Annotated in this window: 18 protein-coding genes; 10 read left to right on the forward strand and 8 right to left on the reverse strand. The window is 56.2% G+C overall.

Translation table 11 applies throughout. The annotated features are described in order from the left end of the window. The first annotated feature begins 3 nt into the window (after window positions 1-3). The 9 genes from ACQG1K_RS00350 (at window position 4) to ACQG1K_RS00390 (ending at window position 7634) form a co-directional block, all read left to right on the forward strand. The gene (locus ACQG1K_RS00350; protein ID WP_006812468.1) at window positions 4-657 is read left to right on the forward strand and encodes a hypothetical protein; all 654 of its coding nucleotides are present in this window, start codon (window positions 4-6) and stop codon (window positions 655-657) included. 73 nt (window positions 658-730) lie between these two features. Continuing rightward, window positions 731-925, forward strand: coding sequence for a hypothetical protein (locus ACQG1K_RS00355; protein ID WP_022646586.1), 195 nt, complete (start codon window positions 731-733; stop codon window positions 923-925). Window positions 926-948: 23 nt separating this feature from the next. Further along, window positions 949-1134, forward strand: a complete 186-nt coding sequence (locus tag ACQG1K_RS00360; RefSeq protein WP_001196016.1) for a hypothetical protein — start codon at window positions 949-951, stop codon at window positions 1132-1134. Between the two features lie 67 nt (window positions 1135-1201). Beyond that, window positions 1202-3298, forward strand: a complete 2097-nt coding sequence (locus ACQG1K_RS00365; protein WP_032626638.1) for a peptidase domain-containing ABC transporter — start codon at window positions 1202-1204, stop codon at window positions 3296-3298. Continuing rightward, window positions 3295-4044, forward strand: a complete 750-nt coding sequence (locus tag ACQG1K_RS00370; RefSeq protein ID WP_022646588.1) for a hypothetical protein — start codon at window positions 3295-3297, stop codon at window positions 4042-4044. Before ACQG1K_RS00365 ends, ACQG1K_RS00370 begins: the two co-directional genes overlap by 4 nt. A gap of 6 nt (window positions 4045-4050) precedes the next feature. Beyond that, entirely contained in the window at window positions 4051-5301 is a 1251-nt protein-coding gene (locus ACQG1K_RS00375) for an HlyD family secretion protein (RefSeq protein ID WP_023298992.1), read from the forward strand. A gap of 89 nt (window positions 5302-5390) precedes the next feature. Next, entirely contained in the window at window positions 5391-6170 is a 780-nt protein-coding gene (locus ACQG1K_RS00380) for an MBL fold metallo-hydrolase (protein ID WP_367075542.1), read from the forward strand. Between the two features lie 24 nt (window positions 6171-6194). Further along, window positions 6195-7181, forward strand: a complete 987-nt coding sequence (locus ACQG1K_RS00385; RefSeq protein ID WP_063150637.1) for a GlxA family transcriptional regulator — start codon at window positions 6195-6197, stop codon at window positions 7179-7181. Between the two features lie 123 nt (window positions 7182-7304). Next, entirely contained in the window at window positions 7305-7634 is a 330-nt protein-coding gene (locus ACQG1K_RS00390; protein WP_063150636.1) for a hypothetical protein, read from the forward strand. Window positions 7635-7774: 140 nt separating this feature from the next. Here the strand turns inward: ACQG1K_RS00390 and ACQG1K_RS00395 are convergent, their stop codons facing one another. The 5 genes from ACQG1K_RS00395 to ACQG1K_RS00415 all read right to left on the reverse strand — a co-directional run bounded on the left by ACQG1K_RS00395 (window position 7775) and on the right by ACQG1K_RS00415 (window position 11645). Further along, window positions 7775-7948, reverse strand: a complete 174-nt coding sequence (locus tag ACQG1K_RS00395; RefSeq protein WP_159425306.1) for a hypothetical protein — start codon at window positions 7946-7948, stop codon at window positions 7775-7777. A gap of 165 nt (window positions 7949-8113) precedes the next feature. Next, window positions 8114-9202 (reverse strand): AAA family ATPase, encoded by a 1089-nt coding sequence (locus tag ACQG1K_RS00400; protein ID WP_023298997.1) that lies wholly within the window; start codon window positions 9200-9202, stop codon window positions 8114-8116. A 145-nt stretch (window positions 9203-9347) separates the two neighbouring features. Further along, a complete protein-coding gene (locus tag ACQG1K_RS00405; protein WP_022646596.1) occupies window positions 9348-10307 on the reverse strand; it encodes a YbgA family protein in 960 nt (319 codons plus the stop codon). A gap of 102 nt (window positions 10308-10409) precedes the next feature. Continuing rightward, entirely contained in the window at window positions 10410-10820 is a 411-nt protein-coding gene (uraH, locus tag ACQG1K_RS00410; RefSeq protein WP_155024892.1) for a hydroxyisourate hydrolase, read from the reverse strand. A gap of 99 nt (window positions 10821-10919) precedes the next feature. Continuing rightward, window positions 10920-11645 (reverse strand): MerR family transcriptional regulator, encoded by a 726-nt coding sequence (locus ACQG1K_RS00415; protein ID WP_022646597.1) that lies wholly within the window; start codon window positions 11643-11645, stop codon window positions 10920-10922. A gap of 117 nt (window positions 11646-11762) precedes the next feature. On the opposite strand from ACQG1K_RS00415, the gene ACQG1K_RS00420 reads away from it, so the two are divergent. Beyond that, on the forward strand, window positions 11763-12287 hold the full coding sequence (locus ACQG1K_RS00420) for a lipocalin family protein (protein ID WP_023305169.1): 525 nt from the start codon (window positions 11763-11765) through the stop codon (window positions 12285-12287). Between the two features lies 1 nt (window position 12288). Here the strand turns inward: ACQG1K_RS00420 and ACQG1K_RS00425 are convergent, their stop codons facing one another. From ACQG1K_RS00425 to ACQG1K_RS00435, 3 genes are read right to left on the reverse strand one after another with little or no spacing between them, the layout of a single operon-like run. Next, window positions 12289-13296, reverse strand: coding sequence for a fimbrial protein (locus tag ACQG1K_RS00425; RefSeq protein WP_426720975.1), 1008 nt, complete (start codon window positions 13294-13296; stop codon window positions 12289-12291). Beyond that, window positions 13296-13814: a fimbrial protein gene (locus ACQG1K_RS00430; RefSeq protein WP_367075550.1), complete on the reverse strand. Its 519-nt coding sequence runs from the start codon at window positions 13812-13814 to the stop codon at window positions 13296-13298. The genes ACQG1K_RS00425 and ACQG1K_RS00430 overlap by 1 nt, the downstream gene beginning before the upstream one ends. Then, window positions 13805-16330, reverse strand: a complete 2526-nt coding sequence (locus ACQG1K_RS00435; protein WP_045621015.1) for a fimbria/pilus outer membrane usher protein — start codon at window positions 16328-16330, stop codon at window positions 13805-13807. Before ACQG1K_RS00435 ends, ACQG1K_RS00430 begins: the two co-directional genes overlap by 10 nt. Window positions 16331-16351 lie beyond the last annotated feature (21 nt).

A 16351-nucleotide genomic window follows, 5' to 3' on the forward strand; every position in this document is an offset into this window, starting at 1 on the left:
ACCATGACTGGAAAATTCCTGGCTATTTTTGCAATAAATTGCTTCATTTCCACAGGGGCAAATGCTTTAATTATCGAAAGTCTGAATATTGATTTTCTTCCCGAAAGAGAAGTTGTTTTTCAGCCGATAAAAAACGATACCAGCGAACGTCAGAATTATACCGTTTCGCTTATTCAGGTAGACGTTCCTAAAGAGAAGGGAAAAGAAACCGAAATAAAAGACGGCGAAGTCATGTATTCGCCTAAGCAATTAACGCTGGGGAGCGGTGAGCGCGCGGGTTTTAAATTTTACTATACCGGCCCGCATGACAACAAAGAGCGATACTATCGCGTAAAATTCACCGAGACGCCGCTCCAGGCAAAGGTCATCACGCGCAAAGGCCAGCGCATCCAGTCGGATGTGGTGGTCTCGCTTGAGGCTATTTTGATTGTCCGTCCATGGACACGACATTTTGATTATGCGTTTAGCAACGGGGTGGTGAGTAATACCGGGAATACCTATTTTAAATATGTTTCCTCGGTCGGGTGCAGTACGCAATACAATAATTCAAAATATATTCCTCCGGGGCAACGGCTGGAAATAGATAATGCCGGGCAGGCTGCAAGGCGAATGATTATTTATGGCAATAAAATCATTCCGCTGACCACCTGCCCGTAGCAACCGCTTTCCTTCATAAAAGGAAATTAGCCTTTAGCATCATGCTAAAGATCCATCACTACAGGAGATAAAAATGAAAGCGATTTCATTCGTAGAAGCGAAAGACATTATTGGCGGCGCGTTAAACCCGTTCGCTGGTCTGGTTAAAGGTGCACAGCTGGGTTACGACACTGGCGCCAGCATCATGGGCATGGTTGGCGGTGTGGTTGGCGGAGTTCTGGGTGGCGCAATGGGCTTCCTGGGCGCGCTGGTTGGTAGCTACAACTAATTCACGTTTACAGGAAAAGTATCATGCAAGTTATCGATTTCAAAAAAGCACAGGCCATCATCGGTGGTTGGGATCCGTTTGCTGCCGCTATTCAGGGCGCAAGCGCGGGCTATAACGCGGGCAGCCAGATGTTAGGCGCGCTGGGCGGCACCATCGGCGGCGTATTCGGCCTGGTGGGCGGCTTCATCGGCGGTTTCTTCAGCGCTTAAGCGAGAAGCACGTTGTACGCATGGCCCGCATTGCCGGGCCATTTTTTTATTTCAGCCACGGATCATTATGTTTTCGCTCTTTCAGTATAAAAAACAGGGTAAGACCCCTGTTATTCGCCAGCATGAATTTACCGAATGTGGACTGGCCTGCCTGGCGATGGTGTTGGGGCACTATGACCACCATGTCTCCGTCAGCCAGCTGCGCCGGGAGATTTCCGTTTCCGCCGATGCGGGAACCTCAATGGCGGAATTGTTGACCCTTGCCAGCGATAAAAATATGTCTGGCCGGGTGCTTAAAGGCGAAATCACTGAAATAGAAACGTCTGAGCTGCCGCTCATCGCCTTCTGGCGCGGCAACCATTTCGTGGTCATCGTGAAGATCGACAGCCGCAGCGTGACCGTTCACGACCCGGCCAGCGGCGTGCGTCGTTACCGCCTGAAAGAGGCGGAAAAACTGTTTTCCGGCTATGTGCTTGAGCTTAAGCCCACGCCGTGTTTCGAAAAGAAATCCCCGGATGAAAAGCTCACGCTTGGCCGGTTAGCCAATAAATCCCCGAGCCTGTTCCAGCGCCAGCTGCTGCTGTTTGTGCTCTGTATTTTTACTCTCATCACCATGCTGGCGAGCCCCACCTACGTGCAGCTGATTATGGATGAGGCCATTTCCCGCAGCGACAGCGATCTGGTGATCCTGCTCACCGCGATCTTCGCTATCGTCTTTATCTTTGAAGTCATCGGTAAATTCCTCAAGCAGCTGCTTGAGATCCTGATGCGTAACATTGCCTATGACGATTTAAGCCAGTCCGTGCGCCACTACATGCTGCGCACCCAGACCAGCTGGTTCCGCTCGCGCCCGCCGGGCATCGTGCTGGCTATTGAAAAATCGCTCCACGCCTGCGCGGAGTTCATCAGCAATGGCTACGTGCAAATTCTCTTTTCCAGCCTGATCGCCGTCACCAGCCTGCTGTTTATGCTGCTGTATAACGTCAAAATTGCGCTGCTGACGATGCTGCTGATGGGCGTGTTTTTCCTGATCCGCTTTTCGCTGATCGGCCCCTATCAACGCGCGGTGGATGACTCCATCGAGCGTACCGCCCAGTATGAATCTCTGCTGGTAGAGACACAGAAAGGGATCATTACGCTCAAGGCGAACAATATGGAACAGGCCCGGGATGCGGTGATGGACAAATCCCAGCGCGAACACATCGCCGGGCTGATGCGTAAAGAGCGGCTGCTGGCCCGCTTTGACGTGGCTTCGCTGCTGGTGATCAATGCCGAGCAGCTGCTGGTGGTCTGCTTTGGCGCGTGGCTGATCCTGGAAGGGCAGATGAGTATCGGGATGCTGTACGCCTATATCAGCTATAAGCGCTATTTTTCCGATGCCATGGTGCAGGTGGCGCAGAAGCTGCTGGACAAAAATGCCCTTAAGGGGCCGCTGGATCGCGTGGGCGACCTGCTGTTTGCCCCCTCTGAAACCAGCCAGTTTGGGAAGCGGATTGTCACCTCGCCGGTCTGTCTGCAATTTGAGGATGTCTCATTTGCCTATCCGGGCCGGGAGGCCACGCTACAGCATATCAACATGACCCTGAAGCAGGGCGAAGAGGCGGTGATTGTGGGCCAGAGCGGGTCGGGAAAAACCACGCTGCTGCGTCTGATCTCCGGCATGTTGCTGTCATCGTCTGGCACGCTGCGGATCAATAAGATCCCCATTGAAGAGTGCGATCTTTCCTCGCTACGCCAGCACATCCGCATTGTCCATGCAGACGATATTCTCTTCACCGGCTCGATTCTGGACAACATCGCCTGCTTTGACAGCGCGCCGGATAAAGAGCAGGTCATCGCCGCGTGTCGGCTGGCGGAAGTGGACCACGTCGTCGCCCGTCTGCCGCACGGTTACGAAACGGAGATGCTGCCGGGGAACACCTTTTTCTCGGCCGGGGAGATGCAGCGTCTGGTCCTGGCGCGCGCCCTGTACAGCCAGCCTAAGCTACTGCTCTGCGACGAAGTGACGGCGAACCTGGATAAGACCACCGCGCAAAAGGTGCTGGCGAACCTGCGTAGCCTGGGGATTGGCCTGGTATTTGTTACCCACTCGCCGGACGTGGTGGGCTGTCAGGGGCGTCTCTATACCATGGAAAACGGCACCCTGCGGGAGAGTGAGCAATGATGTTTCTGCCGCGTCTCTATGCCCGACTCTGCGCGCGCCAGGCCGGACGCACCTTAATGGCAAACCGGATTGCGCAAAACTACAGCCAGTTTATGCCCTGCCCGGAGGCCGATGTGCCGGCTGATTTTCTGCATCAGAACGCCCATGAGCTGAGCGGGTTTAACTTCGTGGAACAGATTTTCCCGCCCGCGCTGTGGGCGCGCAACGTTCGCTTCAATCTGCATGCGTACGTGGCGCAGTGGACGCAGGATCAGGGGTTTTACAGTTCGCCTCGCACCCTGCTTCTGGGCATGCGCTGGGCGGGCTTTGGCCTGATTATGGATGCGCTGCTCGCCACCGCGCCAGATGATGTGCGCTTTCAGTTTATTACCCGTCACCCTGCGCTGCACAAGCTGATGGCCGCACACGACGGACGGCGCGTCGGCTCGTTTTTCGCCCCTCAGCGCCTGGTGACGGTGCTGCTGATGGATGAACGCCTGCCGGATGCGCCACTGTTCCCAATTCAGGCAGGCGATCGCAAGGCGTGGTTAACGGACGTCTCCACGCGGTTTTTATCGCGTTATGGCTACAGCGTCCGAACGCTGCTGCCGGTCTGTTCGCTGCACGCGGTAGAGTTTGGGCTGGAGAGCCAGGCGTATGCGCCAGAGGATTACCGTCTGGCCGCCGCCGACACGCTGAACGCGCTGCGCAAAACCCCCACGCTCTGGAGTGGATGGGACGATCTTTCAGTGATTTATCATGGATGACATATCGTGAAATTAAAAAACCGAAGCCGACAGCGTCGGGCGCTAATCCCGCACCACTTCTCAAAAAGCTATCAAATCAACGCGCCGCGGCTGAAAACCGTGCTGACGCTGTTCATCGCCTTTTTTCTCTGCCTGCTGGTCTTTGCGATTGCTTTCAACTTTTCGGAAACCACGCTGGCACGCGGGGTGCTGATCCCGGCGCAGGGCGATGTGGAGGTGCGCGCCAGAGAGTCCGGAACCCTTGTTGATTTTGCCGTCCGGCCCGGCCAGTACGTGAAGGAAAACGATCCGCTGTTCACCGTGTCGCAGGACTATGGCGGCAAGCAGGGCTCGGTGGTGCAGTTTGACCGCCAGCAGATGGAAGCGGAGAAAAAGCGCAGCGAGCAGCGCATCCAGGCCATTGAGGACTCGATTGCGTCGTATCGCAAAAATCTGGCACAGCAGTTGGCTCTCACTGACAAGCAGATCGCCGTTTCCCGCGATAAGGTGAAGAAGCTGCGCGCGCTGTTAAAAAACAGCACCGACACCTACGAGGCGTGGAAATCCGTCTCCGGGAAGGGCTATGTCTCCAAAGTGGATCTCGATAAAAGCCATAACGATGTGCTCAACGCCCAGCTCAACCTGACGCTGGAGGAGAGCACTATTCTTGAGCTTGAGGCGCGCAAAACCAGCCTGACCGACAGCACCCAGTCGCAAATTGACTCGCTGAGCGAAGAGCAGCTGTACGTGAAAAACCGCATCAGCGAAATTGATCGCAACCTGTCCAGCCGGGGGAGTTCCACCATGGCGATGCTGGCCCCTTCAGATGGCTACGTGGTGGCGATTAACTTCCCGCCAGGCCGGGCCATTACGCAAAACAGCGAGGTGGTGGTGGTGATCCGTAAAAATACCGCGGCGACGATGGAGGGGTACCTGTATGTTCCGGCAACGGGGGTGGGGCGCGTGGCGAAAGGCGATAAGGTCAAGCTGCGCTTCGACTCCTGGCCCGTGGACAAATACGGTTCCGTGGAGGCGACGCTGTCCGATTTCTATGAGGTAAACATTGATGCCCATTCGGCGCTGATCCCGCTCCAGGAAGGGCAGAACTACTACCTGGCTAAAGTGCGCGTCCCCTCCTGGTTTACCGACCCGGACAAGAAAAAGCGCATGCTGATGGGCGGGATGACGGTGAACGCCGATATCGTTATCGATCGTAAACCGCTCATCAATCTGCTGATTGCGCCGCTGGAAAGGGTACGCAAGCGGTTTATCGATTGACCCGATTTCATCGATCATCGCCCTTTAGCCCACATTCTTAACGGCACCCTGAGGCTATTCTCCTTCTCATACTAACCGGAGGATAGCCCATGAACATTACGCAAATTCGCAATGCCACCCAGCTGATCACTTACGCAGGAAAACGCTTTTTAATCGACCCAATGCTGGCGCCAAAAGGCGCTTATCCGGGTTTTCCCGGCACCGCGCGGGCCGATATTCGCAACCCGATGGTCGAGCTTCCCGTTGACGTTCAAACGCTGCTGGACACCGATGCGGTGATCGTCACCCATACCCATGACGATCACTGGGATCAGTATGCCGTTGAGCTGATCGCCAAACACAAGCCGATCTACGTGCAAAATGATAGCGATGCCGCGCTGCTGCGCGGACAGGGCTTTCAAAACCTGACGGTCATGACCGACGAAACGACGTTCGGCGATATCCGAATTGCGAAAACTTATGGCGGCCAGCACGGCACTGACCGCGCTTACGCCTTGCCGGAGCTGGCAGAGCGTCTGGGTGAAGCCTGCGGCGTGGTCTTCCGTCATCCCGATGAGAAGACGCTTTATATCGCAGGGGATACCATCTGGCGCGACGCGGTTGCGGCCGATCTACAAAAGCATCAGCCGGACGTTGTCGTGCTCAACGCTGGTTACGCCCACGTCATCGGGTTTGGGCCAATTATCATGGGGGAAGAAGATCTGCTTAACGTGCATTTCCTGCTGCCGCAGGCGAAAATCGTGGCGACCCATATGGAAGCTATCAACCACTGCCTGCTGACCCGCCGCGCGCTGCGCGAGTATGTTGACGCCAACGAGGTAAGTGACGCGGTGAGCATTCCTCAGGACGGCGAAACCGTTATATTCTGAGTGTTAAAGGGGAAGGAGAGACAGATGCCGCTTGTTAACGTTGCTATTGTCGCGGTGGACGGGTTTAGCCCGTTCCACTACTCCGTCCCCTGCATTCTGTTTGGCGATACGGTATCCGGGGAAAAGCGCTTTAACGTCACGATCTGCGCTGAAAAACCGGGATTCCTGACCTCGAAAGACGGTTTTGCCCTGCATGCGACGCAGGATTTTTCCGCGATCGCATCGGCTGAAATTGTGGTTGTACCCTACTGGCAGCACGTACTGGAGCGCCCGCCTCAGACGCTGCTCGACAGCCTGGTTAAGGCCAGAGACAACGGGGCGGAAATTGTTGGGCTGTGTCTGGGATCGTTTGTGCTGGGCTATGCCGGCATACTCAGCGGCAAAAGGGCTGCCACCCATTGGGAGTTTGAACACCAGTTTCAGACGCTGTTTCCGGACGTTCGACTGGACATCAACGCGCTCTACGTGGATGACGGTAATATGATTACCTCGGCGGGTACCGCCGCCGCGCTCGACTGCTGTTTGTACATCATCCGCCAGCGCTTTGGCAGCGTTGTCGCCAATCAGATTGCCCGCCGGATGATCGTCCCGCCGCACCGCGAGGGTGGGCAGGCGCAGTTTATTGCGCAGCCTGTGCCGAAAGATACCCGCGACGGGCGGATTAACTGTCTCATAGACTACCTTCAGCAGCACATTTCCGAGCCGCATAACCTGGATTCGCTGGCGGACGTGGTGTCGATGAGCCGACGCACGCTGACCCGCCATTTTATCAAGGCGACGGGCATGAGCGTTGCCGACTGGCTTACCGCCGAGCGCCTGCGGCGCAGCCAGATCCTGCTGGAGTCCGGCAGTCTGCCAATCGAAAGCGTCGCTGAGCAGGTGGGGTTTTTATCAGCGGTGACGTATCGGCAGCAGTTTAAGGCGCGCTTTGGCGTCAGTCCGGCGGAGTGGCGTAAGACGTTTCGCGTTAAGCCGTTTGCAGCGAAAAATAATGCTGGCGAGATGGAATAAAAAGACGTGGGCGGCTTCTTTGCCTTTAAAGCGGGCGGTAATGGGTATGCATCAGACGGGTTACTAGCACTTCTCTTCCGGTTAAGATAATCCACGTTACTTTCCAGAAGAAAAGGTAGTGGCATGAACAATATTGAAACGCAGTTACTTGAATCAGGTTTCACCGTAAAAGAATTAGCATATCTGAACCGGAATAGTAGTCGTTATGGTTCATCCCTGCTCGAGGTGGTGCTTGAGTTGGGCAAGCGTTTCATCATGGTACTGTGTATTACTGCGGCTGTGGCTCTGATTTTCCTGGCGCTTCTTTTTTTCGCTGAACATTACAATATTGTTTCCGGCGGTATTTCTCTTTTCATCGTATTGATTATTGCCTGGTTTTTTCAACCCCCAATCATTGCTTACAAAGCCTGGCGCTTCAGAAAGAAATACATTCGTTCTGGCCAGACGCATTAGAAATTAAATCAAACGAGACTTTTGCAGAGACACCCCAGCCGACAATTTTCATAGTGAGCGCTGCGCGATTCATTCCGTCGACTTTGCGGTAGAAATCCAGCGGGAGATAACGTAACCGACGACTTTGTTATTTTCTTTAACTAGTTAATCTGAGCAAAAAGCTGAGCAGTACGGGAGCGAAGCATTCTGCTTTGCTCAAGAAGACTTTCGTTCTCAGCCCGGATGTTTTTCAGGCACTCCATGCACTCCTCATCACTTCTGGCCGCCCGGGTAGCGCTAAATTGTTGCATCACAAACTGCCGAATATCATCCATAAATTTAATCCGTGCGAGTCCGTCGCTGAGATGTTGCCCTCCGACAATATTCGCAGTATTGATAATCTGTCGCGAGCGCAGAATTCGCCGAAGGTATATACCGACGGAAATCATCTTCGTCGTTGATGGCGACCTTGAAAGTGGTGACTGCATAAAAGAAATGCATTACCCCAGCCGCTCCATCCGCGTCTCCCCCTCCACCATCGACAGCTGATACAGCGAAAACGATCGGTGCTTCTCAATCAACTGCGCCAGCTCCGGCGAGTGGCTGGTGAGCCAGATCTGCGAGTAGCGGCTGGCCTCGGCAATGAGGCTTGCCAGAGCGGGCAGCATCTGCGGATGCAGGCTGTTTTCCGGTTCGTTGAGGGCGATAAATGCGGGAGGGCGCGGGCTTAGCAGCGCCACCGCCAGGCACAAAAAACGCAGCGTGCCGTCGGAGAACTCTGCCGGTTCCAGCGGTCTGCTTAGCCCCTCGCGCTGCATCATCATGCGGAAGCGCCCGCCGGTGTTGTCGCTGTAAAACACGCAGCCGGGGAAGGCCTGGTCGAGAATGCGCATCAGCAGCAGCTCGTCGCCAATTTCGACAATGGTCTGAAACGCGGCGGCCAGGTTCGCACCGTCGCTGGCCAGCACCGGGGAACGAAAGCCTACCTGCGGCGCACGGATCGCCGAGCCGGATGAGACGGAAAACTCATGATAAAATCGCCAGTTACGCAGGGACTCGCGCATCTGCGACACTTCGGGGTAGAGGTGCGGTTCACCGAGTTGCCCGAACACCGACTCGTTCTCATACAGCGTACCGCTGTGGGTCACTTTTTCGTGATGCACGTTGTTCAGGAAAACCGCCTGATTCTTACGCTTCATCAGCTGTGACGACGGACGACGGTGCTGGCCGCTCAGCCAGATAGCTTCCTCTTTGATCACCGGATCGAGCTGAAACTGTGAGGGATAGGGCAGCTTTTCCACGAACCCGACCTGAAGCTCATATTCATAGGTTTCCGTTTCCACCGCCAGGTTCATGCGCCGCAGCTGATCGCTGCGGGTTTTGCCCGCCCAGAACACTTTCAAAATTCCCCCCTCGTTTGCCAGCGCCTGGGAGAATTGCCCCTGCGCCGCGCTGTGCATCAGGTAAATCGCTTTATAAATATTGGATTTTCCGGTGCCGTTGGGGCCGAACACGATGTTGAGCTGTTCCAGCTCAAGCGACATATCGCGAATTGAGCGGTAGTTTTGAATATGCAGATTTTTGATCATCGGGGTACTCCGCTGTGCATGCTTAACCTGTACAGAATTACAGTATTTTACGCTGAGCGCAAAAAAAAGACGACAGTGAGGGTGTCGTCTAAACGGGGTACAGCTTTGGGCCTCTGTGGGTCAATGGGCCTTCGCTTCTTTCTTATCAGGTAACGGCCAGACGCAGACCCAAATCATCAGGATAGGGATCAAAGTAGTTTTGCGTCATCAGATACCGGTCAGGGTATTCAGCCAGATAATGCTTAAGCAACGTCAGCGGCGCGAGGATCGGCAGCAGTCCGTCCCGGTAATGCAGGATCACATCACGCAGTTCTCCGCGCTGGCGGCTGTTCAGCTGGTTACGGAAATAGCCCTGAATGTGCATCAGCACGTTAGTATGATTCTTCCGCGAAGCGGGTTTTTTCAGGATATTCATCAGTTTGTCGCGATAGGCCACGAAAAACGCGTCCAGATCGTCCCACTCATGCAGTGATGCCACAAACGGACCAATTTCACGGTAGCCTGCCTGATGGTGCGCCAGAAGCTGAAGCTTATAGCGGCTGTGAAAGTCCAGCAGGGCACGGCGCGTCAGGCCATTTTTACGCATTACGTTCAGTTCATGGAGAGCAAAAACGCGCTCAACAAAGTTTTCCCGCAGTACCGGATCGTGCAGGCGACCGTCTTCTTCGACGGGCAGCCAGGGGAAAGTTTCAAGGAGGGCGGCGGTGAACAGCCCGACACCCTCCTTGCGGCCCCGGTTGCCGTTTTCGTCGTACAGCCGCACGCGCTCCATGCCGCAGCTAGGGGATTTTGCACAGACGATAAACCCTGACAGATCGCCGATTTTCGGCAGATAATCTGCCGTAAATGCGGCCATCTTCTGCGTGACGTCATCGTGCGGCGCTTTGCTGAATCGCATTTCTGTCTCGCCGCCAGTGGTCATCACCAGGCGCAGCGCCGGACGGGGCGTGGGCAGGCCGATAGCCATTTCAGGGCATACCGGGCGGAAAGCGACCCACTGCGCCAGCTCATCCATCACAAAGCCCATACGCTTATGTCCGCCGTCAAAGCGAACGGCGGAACCGGTCAAACATCCGCTAATACCCAGCACAGGTTTTGTTGTCATGATGTGCACCTCCCGATCTCATATCTAAAAGTTACACAACTATGCGTATTTGTCCAAGTATTGACGGGGTTATTTTTTAATCGTCTTTAAAATCAAGAGCAATCAGCTGCCCTTGTAGGTTGAGTAACCGTACTGGCTGAGCAGAAGCGGGATGTGCAGTTTTTCATTGGTGCGGGTGACGGTGAACAGCACCGGCACTTCCGGGAAGAAGGAGTCCAGCTTTTTGCCGTGGAAGTAATCTGCGGTTTTGAAGGTCACTTTATAGACGCCTGGCGCCATATCCTGATCCTGCGGATAGAGCGATTTAATACGCCCGTCGTGGTCGGTTTTACCGCTGGCAATCGGGGTCCACTTGTCCTGCTCCTGCTTTTCCAGCGTGACGGCCACATCCGCTGGCGGCATACCGGTTTGCTGGTCCAGAACGTGGACGCTCAGGGTGCCTGCCGGGGCGCTGAACGCGGCAGGGGCGAAAGCCATTGTAGCCAGTATTATCAGAGGGAGTGTCTTTTTCATCGTGTTTTCCTGTTGAGTTGTCGGTGACAGGAAAACGTTAGCACTCGCTGCGCGAAAAAATATTCAACTTTTCGTGAAGTTTGCCACAGCAGAAAATAATCAGAGGATAATTACCTCAAGGGAAACCTGCTGCTGCCACTGCGCAACCTGCTTTTTTCGCGCGGCGGTAAGTTTACCGCTGGTAACCAGCAGCCATTTGCGATCCGGAAAAATTTCCGGGGCCAGCGCGGCAGGGGGAACCGGCAGAATGTCGATGCGGTGGCCCTGGCCGGTGCGCGTCAGGGCTTCAAGCCAGATCTCACACGGGTCGTTCAGATGCCAGCCGCTGATGAGGATGTTATCGCCCGGCGCTTTTTTATCGCCCTCAAGGCAAAACGAGGTGTAGGCGATGAGGATGCCGTCGAGGATCTCACGCAGCGTCATAGCGGCGGCGACGTTGGCCGATATCTGGCTGCGCAACGGACGCAGCACGTTAGTGACCAGCTCTGGCCTTGGGTATTCGCGTCCGGCGTCGTAGATCATCTGACGCAGGGATTCAATTTTCCCCTCCTGCAACTTTTGCAGCATGGCCTGTTGCAGGGTTTGCCAGTTATTGGCGCGGCGCGGCACAGGACGTTCCAGCAGTGATTTTACCTGGCCGATGGGTACGCCTTTTTTAACCCAGTCGAGGATTTTCAGCGCCTGCTGAACGTCCTCATCGCTGTACAGGCGGTGACCGCCGTCCGTACGCTCGGGTTTGAGTAATCCATAGCGTCGCTGCCACGCCCGCAGCGTGGTGGCGGTGATGCCGCTGAGTCTGGCGAATTCGCCGATGGAGTAAGCCATGTCTGCATCCGAAGAGAAGGAGTAGTCTCAATATACTACGAATATTCCCCGACGGGATGAAGCGCCGCACGGGTGCGCTACACTTAACGTCCAACCGCGTAAATGAAAGGAGTTCTCATGAGGCTATGGCCTGTCGTTACCGGTGTCGCCATTGCGCTGACGCTGGTTGCCTGTAAATCTCCCACGCCGCCGAAAGGCGTGCAGCCCATTACCGGCTTTGATGCCAGCCGCTATCTCGGCAAATGGTATGAAGTCGCCCGACTGGAAAATCGCTTCGAGCGCGGTCTGGAACAGGTGACCGCGACGTACGGCAAGCGCAGCGATGGCGGTATCAGCGTACTGAATCGTGGCTATGATCCGGTGAAGAACAAGTGGAATGAGAGCGAAGGAAAGGCGTACTTTACCGGCGAACCGACTACGGCTGCGCTGAAGGTATCGTTCTTCGGCCCGTTCTACGGCGGCTATAACGTGATCAAGCTGGACGATAAGTACCAGTACGCGCTGGTCAGCGGCCCGAACCGCGACTACCTGTGGATTTTATCGCGCACCCCGACCATTCCGGATGCGGTAAAACAGGACTACCTGAATACCGCACGCGATCTGGGCTTCCGGGTCGATCAGCTGGTGTGGGTAAAGCACTGACCTACTGATACGAAAAGGTGATGCTTGCCAGGGCGTTGGCCGAGCCGGGGACCAGCTCTCCGGTTCGGATGTACTGCGCCTGGAACGGCAGCGACAGCGTTTGTGCTGCGCTGGTGGTCTGGATGAAAAACTGTCCCGTCGTGCCTGCGGCCGAGCTGTCTGGCCCCATCATCAGCGGCCCGGTACCGTTATAGAAAAACTGTACGCCAATGCCGGAGGCTGTGGAGTCCCCGGTCAGCGTCACGACCGACGAGGTATTTGACGGCGTGGTCTGATCGGTCATTACTGCGTTAACCGCCACGTTCTCATCGCAGGTCAGGCTGACGTTAAACGCCTCCGATGGCGAGGTACTGCCTACGCTGGGTAGCGTGTGAACATCAATGGTGCCCAGGTCGACGTTGGCGCTTTTCGTGCCTACCGTGCAGCCGCTTGCCGTCACCGTGATGGTGGTCGGGTTGATGATCACCTGCGCGGTTTTCACTTCGTTGTTATAGGCCGTCAGGATCGCCGCATTAATGGTGGGGGTCTGGTATACGCCGGATTTCAGCGGAACGCCGGTCTTGATAAACGTCACTTTTGCCGACCAGCCCAGTGTGGAGGCGTAACCGTTAGTCCCGTCGGCCGGATAACTCTGCGTAATGCCCGTCTGCATCGGGACATAGGTGGTGCCATTATAATCTTTAAGCCCAAGAATGAAGCCGATGCCGGGCACGCCCGTTTCAAATACCATGTAACTGGCACCATCAAGAATAACCGTGATGCCGGTGGCCGTTACGCTGCTGCTCGGCTCCAGCGTCCCTTTGGAGCAGGTAAATACCAGGCCGCACCAGAACACTTCCGAGACGCTCGCAGTGGCGCTCCATTCAGAGCCGATCGTCTTTCCGGGCACGATGGAGTCTGCCGGGCCGGACCAGGACATGGACGTGGGTGAAAGTGTGATATCCGATGTCCAGGAGAGGGCAAGTGCCTGAGACGTCATGAAAACCAGACCTAAAAACAGTAAACGCATTATTGATACTCCGTCGTCCAGGTCGCCACTGCCGAAACGTCTCCGGCATTGACCGGCGCACCCGTGGTGGCCAGTCGCGCATAGAAGGTCATTTTTACGCTGCCATCCCCCGCCGCGCCGTAAGCAGTGGTTTGGGTGTCCAGCGGGATAAGTACGCTGTCTTTATCCAGAATCTGCACCGCCACGCCGGTCGCGCCGCCGTCAGCGACTTTCAGAAGCTGCGGGTTTTCGTCATCCGGTGTACCGCTGAAGCGGATTTTCACGCCAGCAAAGGTAGGGCCGCACGCTTCAAGGGTGAGCGTGAAGGGCGTTTTGATATTGCTGACTGCCCCCGCCTCGCTAAATTGCTTTACGCCGAGGGTGCCCAGCGGCACGTTTTGCTCCTTCGAATCTTCCGAGACAATACAGGTATTGCCGATCACGTTGCCGGTCACGGAAACCAGCACGTCATAGCCGCATACGGGGACGGTGATGAACATCAGCAGGATCAGGGGGAGAAACCGGACGGTTACTGACATATGACCTCCTGAGAATACAGCCCGGTGCGGGCCTGATAATTTTTCGGGTTCAACGCATAGCGGATCGTGCAGCGCTGGGCGCTGTCGCGCCCCCATACGGCATGCAATGTTCCCTCCGCTGACAGGCCGGTCAGATACACGCTGCCGCCATCGCCGACGATACCGCTGGCGTTGTCATCCTCTGACGAGACCAGCGTGCCGAAGGGGAGCACGTCTTTAGCGTGACGCACGATAAACATCGCTTTTGCCCCCTGACGCGTGGTGAGGGTGGCGCGAACCAGTGCCCCGTCGGTGGGGATTTTATTGGCGATGGCGTTCTCAAGTTCCACGTCATTGCCCACGGTGGTGACATCCAGCGCAACCTGATTAACGCGATACGGCGTGGCGTACGGGATCACCGCATAGCCCCGGCTGTCGGTTTTGATGCCCTTGTGGTTGAGCACGGCGACATGGCTGGCGCCCGGGGCTTTCACCAGGATATTGGTGTTCCCGAGTGGCTGGCTCAGCGTCAGGCCATCCTCATGCAGCACCGCACCGCCGCTCATCCCGTAGCTGAGGTTGCGGGAGTTACCGGCGTAGCTGTAGCCCAGGTTATAGTCTCCCCACGCGCCCTCGTATTGCAGCGCGGCATCGCCGCCGTAGTGCTGCTGTGCGCTGTAGCGCTGGTTGACGCTATAGAAAAGATTCTCCTGTCCCGGCAGATAACCACTGACACCGGTACTGGCGGTGGTGCCAGCGGGATCCGCATGGGTAGCGGTAAAACGGAGACGGGTCGACAGCGCCGGGTTACCCAGCGGCACCGACAGGGACAACGCAAGGATATTGTCTTTCTTGTTGTCGTACAGGCTAGAGCTACGCTGGGCGCTGATGCCAAGCGACAGATTACGAAACGTTGCGTTCCACGCGAACTGCAAACTTTGCGTGGTTTTTGACGTATTCCAGTAGGTTTGTTGATCCCAGGACAGAGACAGCGCGCCGTATTCGCCCATCGGCTGCGACAACAGCAGCTGATTTTTTGCTTTACGCGACATATGCAGGTTGTAAACCGTGTCGTAGTGAGTGGTGACGGTGCCATCGTCTTCCACGGTCTGTTCTGGCGCTCCGCCCGCCATGCCTTTGTAAGTGGTATCGCTGAGGGTATAAAACCCTGCCGTTGAGTAACGCAGCGAGAAGAAATTGACCCGCGTACCGATATCGTTCAGCAGCTTGCTGTACCGCAGGCGTACCGAATCCCCGGTGTAGTGCTGATTATCAGCCAGCTGGCTGCGGGCATGGGTGAGGTCGAGGGAGTAGGCGCCAAAGCGGCCGAGATTCTGCCCGATACCGAAGGCCAGGCCGTTGTAGCGATCGGAAAACTGCGCCCCGCCATAAAACGTGAGGCCGTATCGCCAGCCCAGGAACAGCTCGCCCTGCGCGAAGGAGGGCGAGATCTGATTGCCCGCAGGGCGGTATTTCCCGGCCCCCAGAGCATATTTGACCTGACCGTTACGCACCAGATTCGGCACGCTGGCAAAGGGCAGGGTGTATTGCGTCTGGCTGCCGTCGCTCTCCTGAATGGTGACCGCGAGATCGCCGCCGGAAGAGGTCGGATAGAGATCTTTCAGCACAAACGCCCCCGGCGGAACCGAGGTTTGATAGATAACGTTACCGTTCTGGCGAACCGTCACCGTGGCATTGCTGCGCGCAATGCCGCGCACTTCAGGCGCGTAACCGCTCAGGCTGGCGGGCAACATATTGTCATCGGTCTTCAGGGCAATCCCACGCAGGCCAACGGCGTCAAACACCTGCGATGAGGTGAACGTTTCACCGGCATAAACCTGGGCACGCAGGGCGCGGATATCCCGCTGTAGCCAGGTCTGGACGTGGGTGAGCTCGTTACTCTCTTTGGTCCACGTGGTGAAATCACGCAGCCGCCATGCGCCCAGGTTGGCGCCGCTGTTCAGGCTCACAAACAGCTGTTGTTCCCGCGTGCGCGTCTCGCCCCGGTAGTCATTATTCGCGCCATTGACCACATAGTTCAGCCACGCGGCAGGGATGCCGGATTCCCAGCTCTCCGGGCTGACGTACCCGCGCGGCAGAGCGCGCATCGCGCTTTGCGGTACGGTGAAGTTGAGGGTAAGCGTCCTCTGGTCAAAATCAAACCGGGTATCGGCGAACGACCGGGTTAAAAAAATGCAGCGCTGCGCAGGCGACAGCTCACCCCCTTTCGCCTGACGGCTGTCAATGCCAAGTGCGGCGAATTGCGCAGGTGTAAGGCACGGCAGGGCTTCACCGGCGGTGTTTTCAGCGACGCGAAACGTGACGTTACCTGTGAACGCGAACTGGGTGTTGATATACACGTTAAGATTGTACTCGCCCGGCGGCAACGCGCTCCCGGCGTTGACCCAGGCGAGGTCGGCGCTGTTTGCCTGTTCGCCGTTGAGAAACGCAGGATTAAAGTGCAGCTCGCTTTCGGCAGCCACGGCTTGCCGAATCACCAGGGCGATCGCCGTGGCGCACAGGATTTTAATTTTCATGTGGTCACGCCTTACTGTTTT

This window comes from Enterobacter cloacae complex sp. 402C9 (genome assembly GCF_050030745.1).
Taxonomy (GTDB): Bacteria; Pseudomonadota; Gammaproteobacteria; order Enterobacterales; family Enterobacteriaceae; genus Enterobacter; species Enterobacter intestinihominis.

What these genes read in the sequence shown, in the direction of transcription:
- ACQG1K_RS00350 (WP_006812468.1), top strand. Translation starts at nt 4, where the DNA reads ATGACTGGAAAATTCCTGGCTATTTTTGCAATAAATTGCTTCATTTCC.
- ACQG1K_RS00355 (WP_022646586.1), top strand. Translation starts at nt 731, where the DNA reads ATGAAAGCGATTTCATTCGTAGAAGCGAAAGACATTATTGGCGGCGCG.
- ACQG1K_RS00360 (WP_001196016.1), top strand. Translation starts at nt 949, where the DNA reads ATGCAAGTTATCGATTTCAAAAAAGCACAGGCCATCATCGGTGGTTGG.
- ACQG1K_RS00365 (WP_032626638.1), top strand. Translation starts at nt 1,202, where the DNA reads ATGTTTTCGCTCTTTCAGTATAAAAAACAGGGTAAGACCCCTGTTATT.
- ACQG1K_RS00370 (WP_022646588.1), top strand. Translation starts at nt 3,295, where the DNA reads ATGATGTTTCTGCCGCGTCTCTATGCCCGACTCTGCGCGCGCCAGGCC.
- ACQG1K_RS00380 (WP_367075542.1), top strand. Translation starts at nt 5,391, where the DNA reads ATGAACATTACGCAAATTCGCAATGCCACCCAGCTGATCACTTACGCA.
- ACQG1K_RS00385 (WP_063150637.1), top strand. Translation starts at nt 6,195, where the DNA reads ATGCCGCTTGTTAACGTTGCTATTGTCGCGGTGGACGGGTTTAGCCCG.
- ACQG1K_RS00390 (WP_063150636.1), top strand. Translation starts at nt 7,305, where the DNA reads ATGAACAATATTGAAACGCAGTTACTTGAATCAGGTTTCACCGTAAAA.
- ACQG1K_RS00395 (WP_159425306.1), bottom strand. Translation starts at nt 7,948, where the DNA reads ATGGATGATATTCGGCAGTTTGTGATGCAACAATTTAGCGCTACCCGG.
- ACQG1K_RS00400 (WP_023298997.1), bottom strand. Translation starts at nt 9,202, where the DNA reads ATGATCAAAAATCTGCATATTCAAAACTACCGCTCAATTCGCGATATG.
- ACQG1K_RS00405 (WP_022646596.1), bottom strand. Translation starts at nt 10,307, where the DNA reads ATGACAACAAAACCTGTGCTGGGTATTAGCGGATGTTTGACCGGTTCC.
- uraH (WP_155024892.1), bottom strand. Translation starts at nt 10,820, where the DNA reads ATGAAAAAGACACTCCCTCTGATAATACTGGCTACAATGGCTTTCGCC.
- ACQG1K_RS00415 (WP_022646597.1), bottom strand. Translation starts at nt 11,645, where the DNA reads ATGGCTTACTCCATCGGCGAATTCGCCAGACTCAGCGGCATCACCGCC.
- ACQG1K_RS00420 (WP_023305169.1), top strand. Translation starts at nt 11,763, where the DNA reads ATGAGGCTATGGCCTGTCGTTACCGGTGTCGCCATTGCGCTGACGCTG.
- ACQG1K_RS00425 (WP_426720975.1), bottom strand. Translation starts at nt 13,296, where the DNA reads ATGCGTTTACTGTTTTTAGGTCTGGTTTTCATGACGTCTCAGGCACTT.
- ACQG1K_RS00430 (WP_367075550.1), bottom strand. Translation starts at nt 13,814, where the DNA reads ATGTCAGTAACCGTCCGGTTTCTCCCCCTGATCCTGCTGATGTTCATC.
- ACQG1K_RS00435 (WP_045621015.1), bottom strand. Translation starts at nt 16,330, where the DNA reads ATGAAAATTAAAATCCTGTGCGCCACGGCGATCGCCCTGGTGATTCGG.